Annotated in this window: 12 protein-coding genes; 11 read left to right on the plus strand and 1 reads right to left on the minus strand. The window is 61.1% G+C overall.

The features are described from left to right. Positions 1–7 precede the first annotated feature (7 nt). The 11 genes from AB8A27_RS08960 to AB8A27_RS09010 all read left to right on the plus strand — a co-directional run bounded on the left by AB8A27_RS08960 (position 8) and on the right by AB8A27_RS09010 (position 11,679). A complete protein-coding gene (locus AB8A27_RS08960) occupies positions 8–1,513 on the plus strand; it encodes an NADH-quinone oxidoreductase subunit M (protein WP_441241604.1) in 1,506 nt (501 codons plus the stop codon). A 25-nt stretch (positions 1,514–1,538) separates the two neighbouring features. Further along, positions 1,539–2,975, plus strand: a complete 1,437-nt coding sequence (gene nuoN, locus AB8A27_RS08965) for an NADH-quinone oxidoreductase subunit NuoN (RefSeq protein WP_441241605.1) — start codon at positions 1,539–1,541, stop codon at positions 2,973–2,975. Then, positions 2,976–3,794, plus strand: a complete 819-nt coding sequence (locus tag AB8A27_RS08970; protein WP_441241606.1) for a biotin--[acetyl-CoA-carboxylase] ligase — start codon at positions 2,976–2,978, stop codon at positions 3,792–3,794. Beyond that, positions 3,791–5,455, plus strand: a complete 1,665-nt coding sequence (locus tag AB8A27_RS08975) for a ribonuclease J (RefSeq protein ID WP_441241607.1) — start codon at positions 3,791–3,793, stop codon at positions 5,453–5,455. The genes AB8A27_RS08970 and AB8A27_RS08975 overlap by 4 nt, the downstream gene beginning before the upstream one ends. A gap of 31 nt (positions 5,456–5,486) precedes the next feature. Then, positions 5,487–5,891 carry a methylmalonyl-CoA epimerase gene (mce, locus tag AB8A27_RS08980; RefSeq protein WP_315841857.1) on the plus strand — a complete coding sequence of 135 codons (405 nt, stop codon included), beginning with the start codon at positions 5,487–5,489 and terminating at the stop codon, positions 5,889–5,891. A 7-nt stretch (positions 5,892–5,898) separates the two neighbouring features. After that, positions 5,899–6,174: a DUF1467 family protein gene (locus AB8A27_RS08985; protein ID WP_092142284.1), complete on the plus strand. Its 276-nt coding sequence runs from the start codon at positions 5,899–5,901 to the stop codon at positions 6,172–6,174. Positions 6,175–6,230: 56 nt separating this feature from the next. Continuing rightward, positions 6,231–6,611, plus strand: a complete 381-nt coding sequence (locus AB8A27_RS08990; protein ID WP_092142287.1) for a DUF5413 family protein — start codon at positions 6,231–6,233, stop codon at positions 6,609–6,611. A 329-nt stretch (positions 6,612–6,940) separates the two neighbouring features. Then, positions 6,941–7,648 carry a hypothetical protein gene (locus AB8A27_RS08995; protein ID WP_441241608.1) on the plus strand — a complete coding sequence of 236 codons (708 nt, stop codon included), beginning with the start codon at positions 6,941–6,943 and terminating at the stop codon, positions 7,646–7,648. A gap of 646 nt (positions 7,649–8,294) precedes the next feature. After that, positions 8,295–9,614, plus strand: a complete 1,320-nt coding sequence (gene proS, locus AB8A27_RS09000) for a proline--tRNA ligase (RefSeq protein WP_441241609.1) — start codon at positions 8,295–8,297, stop codon at positions 9,612–9,614. Between the two features lie 76 nt (positions 9,615–9,690). Further along, positions 9,691–10,971 (plus strand): lipoprotein-releasing ABC transporter permease subunit, encoded by a 1,281-nt coding sequence (locus AB8A27_RS09005; RefSeq protein WP_115028628.1) that lies wholly within the window; start codon positions 9,691–9,693, stop codon positions 10,969–10,971. A 9-nt stretch (positions 10,972–10,980) separates the two neighbouring features. Continuing rightward, positions 10,981–11,679, plus strand: a complete 699-nt coding sequence (locus tag AB8A27_RS09010; protein ID WP_092142297.1) for an ABC transporter ATP-binding protein — start codon at positions 10,981–10,983, stop codon at positions 11,677–11,679. Positions 11,680–11,735: 56 nt separating this feature from the next. On the opposite strand, the gene AB8A27_RS09015 is transcribed toward AB8A27_RS09010, so the two are convergent. Continuing rightward, positions 11,736–12,029, minus strand: coding sequence for a DUF3551 domain-containing protein (locus AB8A27_RS09015; protein WP_441241610.1), 294 nt, complete (start codon positions 12,027–12,029; stop codon positions 11,736–11,738). Positions 12,030–12,408 lie beyond the last annotated feature (379 nt).

Below are 12,408 nucleotides of genomic sequence, written 5' to 3' on the forward strand. Positions count from 1 at the left end.
GTCCGTCATGACATGGCCGGTTCTTTCGGTCGTCACCTTCCTGCCGATCGTCGGCGCGATCCTGATTTATCTCAGCCGCGGTGACGATGAGGCTGCGCAGGGCAATGCCCGCTGGATCGCACTCTGGACCACGCTGATCACCTTTGCGGTCTCGCTGATCCTGGTGATGCGTTTCGATCCGTCGAATGGCGACTTCCAGTTCGTCGAAAAGGCGCCGTGGCTGGCCGCTACGATCAACTACCATATGGGCGTGGACGGCATTTCGCTGCCCTTCGTGATCCTGACCACAGCCCTGATGCCGTTCTGCATCCTGTGCAGCTGGAAGTCGGTCACCAAGCGCGTCCGCGAATACATGATCGCGTTCCTGTTCCTGGAAACGCTGATGATCGGCACCTTCTCGGCGCTGGATCTGGTGCTGTTCTATCTGTTCTTCGAAGGCGGCCTGATCCCGATGTTCCTGATCATCGGCATCTGGGGCGGTCCGCGTCGCGTCTACGCGTCGTTCAAGTTCTTCCTCTACACGTTCCTCGGCTCGGTGCTGATGCTGCTGGCCATCATGGCGCTGTACTGGAATGCGGGCACGACCGACATCCCGACGCTGATGCACACCGCCGTGCCGCGCAGCCTCCAGACCTGGGCGTGGCTGGCATTCTTCGCATCCTTCGCGGTGAAGATGCCGATGTGGCCGGTGCACACCTGGCTGCCTGACGCACACGTGGAAGCGCCGACGGCAGGTTCGGTCATATTGGCCGCGATCATGCTGAAGATGGGCGGCTACGGCTTCCTGCGCTTCTCGCTGCCGATGTTCCCGGATGCCTCGCTCTACTTTGCGCCGATGGTCTGGACGCTCTCCGTGATCGCGATCGTCTACACGTCGCTGGTCGCGCTGATGCAGGAAGACATCAAGAAGCTGATCGCTTACTCGTCGGTCGCGCATATGGGCTATGTGACCATGGGCATCTTCGCCGGCACGACGCAGGGCGTCTCCGGCGCGGTGTTCCAGATGGTGTCGCACGGCATCGTGTCGGGCGCGCTGTTCCTCTGCGTCGGCGTCGTCTACGACCGCCTGCATACCCGCGAGATCGCGGCCTATGGCGGCCTCGTCAACCGGATGCCGATCTATGCGGCGCTGTTCATGGTCTTCACCATGGCCAATGTCGGTCTGCCCGGCACCTCAGGCTTCGTCGGTGAATTCCTGACGCTGATCGGCACCTTTAAGGTCTCGATCCCGACTGCGACATTCGCCTGCGCCGGCGTGATCCTGTCGGCGGCCTATGCGTTGTGGCTGTACCGCAAGGTCGTGTTCGGTGAACTGACCAAGCCTGCACTGCAGGGCATCAAGGACATCACGTTCCGGGAAGGCCTGGTGCTGGTGCCGTTGGTTATTCTCACCATTCTGTTCGGAGTCTATCCGAAGCCGGTGCTAGATATGTCGGCGGCTTCGATCCAGCTCCTCGTTAACAATTACGCTGCTGCAACGTCTGCCGTGAAGGCAGCCGCGCTGCTGCAATGACCGCAGCAGATCAGGATAACGCGCAATGACGATCACGACCGCCGGATATTCCCTGCTGCCCGTCCTGCCGGAGCTGATGCTCGCGGTTGGCGCCATGGCGCTGCTGATGATCGGTGCCTATAACGGACCGAAGGTCACGGGCCTGATCACCACGCTCTCCGTCTGTCTGCTGGTGGTGGTCGGCGCGGCCGAAATCATGCTGCCCGCTGGCAAGCATGTCACCTTCGGCGGCAGCTTCATCGTCGACGATTATGCGCGCTTCCTCAAGGTGCTGGCGATCATCGCGTCGGCCGTGACGTTGATCCTGTCGCGCGAATTCCTCGCAGACCAGTCCCGCCGCATCTTCGAATACGCCATCCTGGTGCTGCTCTCGACGCTCGGCATGATGGTGCTGATCTCGGCCGGCGACCTGATCATGCTGTATCTCGGCCTCGAACTGATGAGCCTTTCGCTCTATGTCGTCGCCGCCTCCAACCGCGACAATGCGAAGTCGACCGAAGCCGGCCTGAAGTATTTCGTGCTCGGTGCGCTGTCGTCCGGCATGCTGCTTTACGGCGCCTCGATGGTCTACGGCTTCACCGGCACGGTCTCCTTTGCCGGCATCGCCGCCGAAGCCAAGACGGGCAATATCGGCCTGGTGTTCGGCCTCGTGTTCCTGCTCGCCGGCCTCTGCTTCAAGGTCTCGGCCGTGCCGTTCCACATGTGGACGCCCGATGTCTATGAGGGCGCACCGACGCCCGTCACCGCCTTCTTCGCCTCGGCCCCGAAGGTCGCAGCACTGGCCGTGTTCACCCGCGTTACGCTGACCGCGTTCCCGGGCATCGTGGTGCAGTGGCAGCAGGTCGTGGTGTTCGTGTCGCTGGCCTCGATGGTGCTGGGCTCGTTCGCCGCCATCGGCCAGACCAACATCAAGCGCCTGATGGCCTATTCGTCGATCGGCCATATGGGCTTCGCGCTGGTCGGCCTTGCCGCCGGCACGCAGGAGGGCGCGCAGGGCGTGCTGGTCTATATCGCGATCTATGTCGCGATGACCCTCGGCACCTTCGCCATCATCCTGACCATGAAGCGCAACGGTCAGCCCGTTGAGACGATTAAGGATTTCGCCGGCCTGTCGCGCACCAATCCGATCATCGCCTTCTTCTTCGCGATGTTCCTGTTCTCGCTGGCAGGCGTGCCGCCGCTGGCCGGCTTCTTCGGCAAGTTCTACGTCTTCATGGCGGCGATCAAGTCGGGCCTGTTCGTACTGGCCGTGGTCGGCGTGCTGGCCAGCGTGGTGGGCGCGTTCTACTACCTGTCCATCGTGAAGATCATGTATTTCGACGAGCCGGCCGGGAAGCTCGATCCGATGCGCGTCGAACTGCGGACGGTGCTGGCCGTGGCAGGTATCTTCAACGTGCTGTTCTTCGTCTATCCGGCGCCTCTGGTCAGCGCGGCGTCATTTGCAGCGAAGTCGCTGTTCTAGATGGTGTTTTCGCTCGGTCCCCGAGCCCTCGCGGCGGGCACGAAGCTCGCCGCATTCGACAGCACCGGTTCGACCAATACTGAAGCCATGGACCGCGCGCGCGCAGGCGAGTGCGGTCCGATGTGGTTTGTCACAACCGAACAGACAGCGGGACGCGGGCGACGGCATCGGCCGTGGGTCGCGCCTCGCGGGAACCTCGCCAGTTCGGTGCTGGAAGTACTTGATGTGACGCCGTCAGTTGCGGCGACGCTCGGCTTTGCGGCCGGCGTTGCCGTTGAGAAGGCGCTGCGACAGATCAGCGTCGAAGCGGCAATGCGGGCGCCGCAGTCGGCCGCGAATGACTATCGGCTGAAATGGCCGAATGACGTTCTGGCGGGTGGGCACAAGCTGGTCGGAATGAACCTGGAGGCGGAGGCAGCGCCGAGCGGCCAGCTTGCCGTTGTGGTCGGCATTGGTACCAATGTGGTCGCAGCCCCTGACAACATGCCTTATCCAGTCGCATGCCTGCATGCGATGGGCGTCGGCGCCAGCGCCGAAGACCTGTTTTCGGCCCTGTCGGACAGCTGGCAGGAGATGCGCGGCATCTGGGATGCCGGCCGTGGCTTTGCCGAGATCCGGCGACAGTGGCTGGAACGCGCAGCAGGGATCGGTCAGCCGGTGTCCGTGGACAACGGGGTGCAGACGATCTCGGGAATTTTCGACACCATCGATGAGGCCGGTTGTATGATTATCGCGACAGCGGATCGCCGGCGAATCCCTATTACCGCCGGCGACGTTCATTTCGGATCGGCCGCGTCGACAAGGACAGCACGCAAATGACGCGACCCAACGAATTGACCTTCGCACCGCTGGGAGGTGTCGGTCAGATCGGCATGAACCTGTCGATCTATGGCCTGGCCGGGAAGTGGCTGGCGATCGACCTCGGGGTCTATTTCGGCGACGAGGAGCATCTGCCCGGCATCGATCTGGTGATGCCCGACGTGCGCTTCCTGGAGAAGGAAAAGAAGAACCTCATCGGTCTCGTGCTCACCCACGCCCATGAGGATCACTTCGGCGCCATCATCGACCTCTGGCCAAAGCTGAAATGCCCGATCTATGCGACGCAGTTCAGCGCCTCCCTGTTCGAGGCCAAATGTGCCAGCGAGCGCAATCCACCAAAGATCCCGGTCACCGTGGTGCCGTCGGGCGGCCGGATCAATCTCGGTCCGTTCGATGTCGAGTTCATTCCGGTTGCGCATTCCATCCCGGAATCCCATGCCATCGCGCTTCACACGCCGGTCGGCACCGTGCTGCATACCGGTGACTGGAAGATCGACCCGACACCGATCATCGGCCTGCCGACCGACGAAAAGCGGCTGCGCGAACTCGGCGATGCCGGCGTATTGGCCGTCATCGGCGACTCAACGAATGCGGTGCGCGATGGCCGCTCACCGTCCGAAACCGAGGTTGCCGCCACGCTCACCAAACTGGTGAAGGCCGCCAAGGGCCGCGTCGCCGTCACGACCTTTGCATCGAATGTCGCGCGCGTTCGGGCCGTGGCCGAAGCGGCGCAGGCCGCGGGCCGCGAAGTGGTGCTGGTCGGCCGTGCCATGGAGCGCGTCGTGCAGGTGGCCCGCGAATGCGGCTATCTCGATGGACTGCCGGCGTTCCGCAATGCCGATTATTACGGTCATTTCCCGCCGGACAGAGTGGTGGCGCTGTGCACGGGCAGCCAGGGTGAAGCGCGCGCGGCATTGGCGCGCATCGCCAATGACGATCATCCGCTGGTCACGCTCAACAAGGGCGACACGGTGATCTTCTCGTCGCGTACCATTCCCGGCAATGAGAAAGCGGTCGGTACCATCATCAACGGCCTTGTCACGCAGGGCATTGAGGTGATCACCGATCGCGATGCGCTGGTGCATGTGTCGGGCCATCCGCGCCGCGACGAATTGCGCGACATGATTTCCTGGGTGCGTCCGCAGCTGCTGATCCCGGTCCATGGCGAGGCGCTGCATCTGCACGAGCATGCCAAGCTGGCACGTGCCTGCGGCGTGCCGCGGACCATGATCGTCAAGAACGGCGACCTGGTGCGCCTGGCGCCCGGCGATGCTGCTGTCATCGACGAACTGCCGTCGGGCCGGATGTTCAAGGACGGTCTCATTCTCGAGGACTCGAAGTCCCGTGCGGTGACCGAGCGGCGCCGGCTGTCCTTTGCCGGCTGCGCTTTCGTGGCACTGGCCGTGACCATGAAGGGTGAACTTGTCGACGATCCCGCGGTCGACCTGATCGGCATTCCCGAAAAGAACCTCAAGGGCGAGGTGATGGAAGATGTCGTGTTCGACATCGTCGTCAACGTCGTCGAGAACCTGCCCAAGGCGCGCAAGCGCGATCCCGATGCGATGGCGGAGTCGGTGCGGCGCGCCGTCCGCTCGTCAGTCGCCGATCAATGGGGCAAGAAGACGATGTGCTACGTTCACATCCTGCAGGTTGAAGACTAAAAGCAAAGAAACAAAGACGACGGAGGACACCATGCTGGGCCGGCTCAATCATGTGGCGATTGCCGTCGCCGATGCGGAGAAAGCTGCGAAGATCTACGGCACCGCGTTTGGCGCCGAGATTTCCGCGACCGTGCCGCTGCCGGAGCATGGCGTGATCACGGTATTCGCGACGCTGCCGAATACCAAGATCGAATTCATCCAGCCGCTGGGCGCGGACTCGCCGATCGCCAAATTCGTCGAGCGCAATCCCGACGGCGGCATTCATCACATCTGCTACGAAGTGCCTGACATCATCGCCGCGCGTGACAACCTGATCAAGGAAGGTGCGCGCGTGCTTGGCGACGGCCAGCCGAAGATCGGCGCCCACGGCAAGCCCGTGCTGTTCCTGCATCCCAAGGATTTCTCGGGCGCGCTCGTCGAAATCGAACAGTCCTGAGGGCGCGATGGCCTATACGATCTCGACGTCGCTCGCGGTCTATTTCGTCATCTGGTGGATCACGCTGTTCCTCACGCTGCCATTCGGTGTGCGCAGCCAGCATGAGGACGGCGAGGGCACCGATGGCACCGATCCCGGCGCGCCCGTGCTGGCACGGATGGGGCGCAAGTTGATCTGGACCACGCTGATTTCCGCGGTGCTGTTCGCGGCCGGGATGTATGCGTATCGCATGGACTACTTCAACATCGAGAGGCTCTCGAAGCTGATGGGTGTGCCGATCTGAGAGCAATCTTTAACCTGCGGAGTTCGTCCTTTCAGGTGTCGTTACGGAGCTGACGCATGAAGCGCTTTCTGCTTTTTCTGTTGCTTGGGCCGGCTGTCGGCTTTGCGGTTTTCGAACTGCGCGAAATTGCCAGCGGCAGGATCATCGGCGGCTTTCCCGGCTTCATCATGGGATTGCCTTTCGCTTATTGGTTCGGCCTCATCCCGTCCTTGATCATGTGGCTCGAGGACTGGTTTCTGGAAGACAAGATGCGGCTATGGCCGAAGGTGCTGACCTCGGCGCTGACCGGTTATGTGGTGAGCATCGCGATGATGTTGATCTGGACGTCGGTCTCGATCCCGCTGCGCCAGATCCTCACATTTGGAATCGTCGGCGCGGTGCAGGGCGCAGTGTGTTCGTGGCTGTCGGGTATCAAGCCGAAGGGCGGTGCGCTGTAGGACGCAGCGCGTTGCATCTCCGAAAAAAAAGGCCGGCATTGATGCCAGCCCCTAGCGTAAGTGTGGAATTCTAGGCCGTCCTCAATCGGAATCTATTGCTCCGCAATCAAACTGGCGCGCTGATCGTGCCGGAAAAATCGACGGGAGCATCGATGCGGCTTCTCCCCCGTTCGATAGGTGATCGTCGAGCTAGGCAAGAAATGGCTCGCCATAATCTGCTATGCATCGATAATGACCGACGTTTGCAGTGCAGTGAAATGCCCCAGTGTGCCGAAAGTGGAGAAGTTTCGTCGAAAGCTGCGCACGGAATAAGCTATCATCAACCCTGCATGACCCAACTCTTTTGCAACATCTGGTCCAGAATTGTAATCGTCGAAGGGATCATGGGGTCCGGCAAGTCGACGACCGTACGGCGAATTGCTGATCAATTGAAGATATCCAATGTCCCTGTTGTCGGCATTACCGAGGGCGTTAGTCCGCATCCGATCCGTTTCGATTGGGATCTGCCATGGGCTGATATGCCTGCAAAGCAACTGGCGAAATCAGCCGCTGCCTGTTGGTACGCCTACGCCAACAATGCCTTGATGTCAGAGAGGGGCACGGTTGTCGATGGACAGCTTTTCCATGGGAATCTAACGTCACTGTTCCTGCTTGATGCCGACATGTCCCTGATATGCAGCTACATCCATGATGTGGTGGCTGCCATTAAACCACTGCGCCCCTTGCTGATCTACTTCCACCAGGATGATGTTGATCGAGCTATTAGAACGATCGCTGCTGAGCGGGGCGATGCATGGGTGACATATCAGGTCAATTGGAAGCTGACATCGCCCTACGCCGTTAGGCTTGGCTTGGCCGGTCTTGAAGGGCTCGTCGAATTGTATCGCGATTATCGTAATCTGACTGACCGGCTCTACACAGCTCTGGATATACCGAAGATCAGTATCGAGAATTCAGGAAGGGAATGGGCGAAGTATGAGGAGACCATTAATTCGTTCTTGGCGTCGGCCTCGCAGCCAGGTGCCGTTACAGATTAGCCATAACGACTGAAACGCACATTCCACGTCTGCCCGACAACCACTTTAACACGTCCGTTTGCAGCTTCTTATCGAAGTGATGTGGAATCGCTAAGATGCGACTCCACATTTAAGTTAAGGGCTGGGGCATTGATGCCGGCCTTTTTTCGTCTCGGACGACATGAAGCGTCGCGTTGTCGGGAATTTGTCGAAAAAAAAGAGCAGGGCCGCAGCCCTGCTCGGAAATTGTGTCGACCCTATTACCCCAAACTTTGGATTTTATCCTTGCTTAGCGGGTTGACGCTGCTTGAGCGCGTCAGGGCTCCTCCCGAGACTTGGACCACCAGACTCTGTCCTTACGAACCGCCTGAGCTGTGACTCGTAGCTCAACTTTTTTTGTTTGTCATCAATTTCGGCAATGTGTGTTCAAAATTTAGGCCCGGGGTAGAAACGCGGCCTTTTTCGCTATGTCCGGTCACGCTGGGCGCACTGGAAATGGCGATATTTTCCAGTCTGGGAAGCAATTCGCCAGGCGAACGGAATTAAGCCCCGATTGCCGGCTTCAAGTCGCAGGGGACCGGCCGGCCGACCGGTTGCCCTTGTATTTTGGCGGCCGATCCGGTTTCACTCGCGTTCTCCCGTGTCCCTCCGATTCCCAGGCCTAACCATGCGATTGTCGCGTTATTTTCTGCCCATTCTCAAGGAAACGCCGAAGGAAGCGGAGATCGTCTCGCACCGCCTGATGCTGCGCGCGGGCATGATCCGGCAGGAGGCCGCCGGCATCTATGCTTGGCTGCCACTGGGCCTGCGGGTGCTGAAGAAAATCGAGCAGATCGTCCGCGAGGAGCAGAACCGGGCAGGCGCCATCGAGCTCCTGATGCCGACGCTGCAGCTGGCCGATCTCTGGCGCGAAAGCGGGCGTTATGACGCCTATGGTCCGGAGATGCTGCGCATCACCGATCGCCACAAGCGCGAATTGCTATACGGACCGACCAATGAGGAAATGATCACCGAGATCTTCCGCGGCTATGTGAAGTCCTACAAGAGCCTGCCGCTGAACCTCTATCACATCCAGTGGAAATTCCGCGACGAGCAGCGTCCGCGCTTCGGCGTGATGCGCGGACGCGAATTCCTGATGAAGGACGGCTATTCGTTCGATATCGACGAAGCCGCGGCGAAACATTCCTACAATCAGATGTTCGTCGCGTACTTGCGCACCTTCGCCCGCATGGGCCTCAAAGCGATCCCGATGCGCGCCGAGACCGGACCGATCGGCGGCGATCACTCCCACGAATTTATCGTGCTCGCCGAGACCGGCGAGTCCGGCGTGTTCTGCGACAAGAACGTGCTCGACCTGCCGATCCCGCCGGCCGATGTCGATTATAGCGGTGATCTCACGGGCATCATCAACCAGTGGACCTCGATCTATGCGGCGACCGAAGACGTCCACGACGCCGCGCGTTTCGAGCGCGAAGTGCCGGCCGAGCGCCGGCTCAACACCCGCGGCATCGAAGTCGGCCAGATCTTCTATTTCGGCACCAAATATTCCGATGCGATGAAGGCTACGGTCGCCGGCGCCGATGGCTCCGAGACGCCGATCCATGGCGGCTCCTACGGCGTCGGTGTGTCGCGGCTGCTCGGCGCGATCATCGAGGCCTGCCACGACGAGAACGGCATCAAGTGGCCCGAGGAAGTGGCGCCGTTCCGCGCCGCCATCCTCAACCTGAAGCAGGGTTCGGCCGATACGGATGCGGCCTGCGAGGCGCTCTACAAGGAGCTCTCGGCCAAGGGCGTCGATGTGCTCTATGACGACACTGACCAGCGTGCTGGCGGCAAGTTCGCCACCGCCGACCTGATTGGTGTGCCCTGGCAGATCCTCGTCGGCCCGAAGGGGCTGGCCGAAGGCAAGGTCGAGTTGAAGCGGCGCGATGACGGTTCGCGTGAAAATATCAGTCCCGCCGATGTCGTCGCAAAGCTGACGTCCTGACGACTTATCCACTGCATGGTCGCCGCAGTGTCGATGATGCGGCTAGAATAAGCCCGATTCGTATGGGAGTCGGGCGATGGATGATGCCATGAGCGAGCCAGTTCGAACCCCACCTTTCGCCGCCTTCGAATGGCTGCTGTCCGGACGCTATCTCCGTGCGCGCCGTAAAGAGGGATTCATCTCCGTCATTGCCGGCTTCTCGTTCCTCGGCATCATGCTCGGCGTGGCCACGCTGATCATCGTGATGGCCGTGATGAACGGCTTCCGCAAGGAGCTGCTCGACAAGATCCTCGGTCTCAACGGACATCTCCTGGTACAGCCGCTGGAAAGTCCTCTGACCGACTGGAAGGATGTCGCCGACCGCATCAGCGGCGTGAATGGCATTCGTCTCGCCGCGCCGGTTGTGGATGGCCAGGGACTGGGATCATCCGCGTTCGGTGCTGCCGGCATCTTTATCCGCGGTATCCGCGCGGGCGACCTCAATAACCTCACGTCGATCGCCAAGAACATCAAGCAGGGCACGCTCGAAGGCTTCGACGACGGGCAGGGTGTCGCGATCGGACGGCGGCTGGCAGATCAGCTCTCGATCCATGCCGGCGACATGATCACGTTGATCTCGCCGAAGGGGGCGGTGACCCCGATGGGCACAACGCCGCGCATCAAGCCCTACAAGGTTGCCGCCGTCTTCGAGATCGGCATGTCGGAATATGACTCGACCTTCGTCTTCATGCCGCTCGCCGAGGCGCAGACCTACTTCAATCGCCCGTCTGACGTGACCTCCATCGAGGTCTACACCAACAATCCCGACCGGATCGACGAGTATCGCAAGCTCGTGACCGAGGCGGCCGGGCGGCCGATCTTCATTGTCGATTGGCGGCAGCGCAACTCGACCTTCTTCAATGCGCTGCAGGTGGAGCGCAACGTCATGTTCCTGATCCTGACCCTGATCGTGCTGGTGGCGGCGCTGAACATCGTCTCCGGCCTGATCATGCTGGTGAAGGACAAGGGCAGCGACATCGCCATCCTGCGCACCATGGGCGCCTCTCAAGGCTCGATCATGCGGGTGTTCCTGATCACGGGGGCTGCGATCGGCGTGGTCGGCACGCTGGTCGGCTTCTTCGTCGGGCTACTGGTCTGTTTCAATATCGAGTCGATCCGGCAATTCATCTCGTGGATGACATCCACGGAGCTGTTCTCGCCGGAACTGTATTTCCTGTCCAAGCTGCCGGCCGAAGTCGACATCGGCGAAACCAGCGCGGTGGTCATCATGGCGCTGACGCTGTCGTTCCTGGCGACCCTCTATCCATCGTGGCGCGCCGCGCGCCTCGATCCCGTCGATGCGCTAAGATACGAGTGAGTGACTGATATGGCGCAAGGGGCAGATGATGTACCGGTGGTCTATCTCCACGACATCAAGCGGCAATACACCCAGGGCGAAAGCGTTCTGACCATTCTCGACAATGCCAAGCTGGCCTTGTGGGCGGGGCAGTCGGTCGCGCTGGTCGCGCCGTCGGGCTCGGGCAAGTCGACGCTGCTGCATATTGCCGGCCTGCTCGAGAGCCCGGATGACGGCGAGGTCTATGTCGGCGGCACCGCGACCTCGGGCCTGTCGGACACCGAGCGCACCCAGATCCGCCGCACCGATATCGGTTTCGTCTACCAGTCACATCGGCTGCTGCCGGAATTCACCGCGCTGGAAAACGTCATGCTGCCGCAGATGATCCGCGGCTTGAAGCGCTCCGAGACGGTCGCCCGCGCCAAGGAAATCCTGGCCTATCTGGGTCTGGGTGAACGCATCACACATCGCCCCGCGGAGCTGTCGGGCGGCGAGCAGCAGCGCGTTGCGATTGCCCGCGCGGTGGCCAATGCACCGCGCGTGTTGTTTGCCGACGAGCCGACGGGAAATCTCGATCCGCATACCGCGGATCACGTCTTCAAGGCGCTGATGCAGCTGGTGAAGGCGACCAAGGTGGCGATGCTAATCGCGACCCACAACATGGAACTGGCGGGTCGCATGGACCGGCGGGTGTCGCTGGAAAACGGCAAGGTCGTCGAACTCGACTGACCCCGCCACGCATTTCATTCGAAAGTAAGGCGAAGCGCCGCGAACGGCGCCGTCGCTCAGTAGCTGCTCTTACGCTTGCGCTTCACGCGCGGCTGCTGCGGCGCGACGCCCTGTGCATAAGCGTAAGCCGGATTGGCAAAGCAGGTCAGGCCGATGCCCGATGCCGTCGCGGCGCACTGCGCATAGGTGCGGTAGCTGCAGTCATCGTCGTCATAGAGCGAGCGCATGCAGAACGGATAGCCTGATGGCGTGTAGAAGGAGAACGGGCCGGGATCGACGGGCTGGGCTGCGGCGGGTGTAACGGTAAGGGCGGCGCCGAGGGCGACCAGAGCAAGCAGTGCTGCGCGCATCGAATTCTCCTGCCGACTCAGATGGCCGGCTGCATGTGATCTCTGCCCGGCACAAAGCCGGTCCAAGAGGTATTCGTCAACTCACAAAGCCGGATTTCGCTCCGCATCGGGCGCCTGAAACACGCCGTAACAGGGCTTGTGCGGCACATGCGACGCAATACGGCAGAGCTGATCCCCGGCGAGGGAAGGAGTGGCTGGCTGGGTGCGAAGCGTGCCGGCTCGCCGTCTTAACCATTCGGAATATGAGGCGCGACGCGCCCGGATCGGCTGCTTGACTCCAGGAACAGAATGAGAACAATGTTCTTCATATGTTCCAGAGAGTCACGGAGGCCACCATGTTGAAGACCTTTGTTGAAGAAGCCGCTGCACTGGCATCGAT

It is taken from the genome of Tardiphaga sp. 768_D3_N2_1 (assembly GCF_052076105.1).
GTDB lineage: Bacteria > Pseudomonadota > Alphaproteobacteria > Rhizobiales > Xanthobacteraceae > Tardiphaga.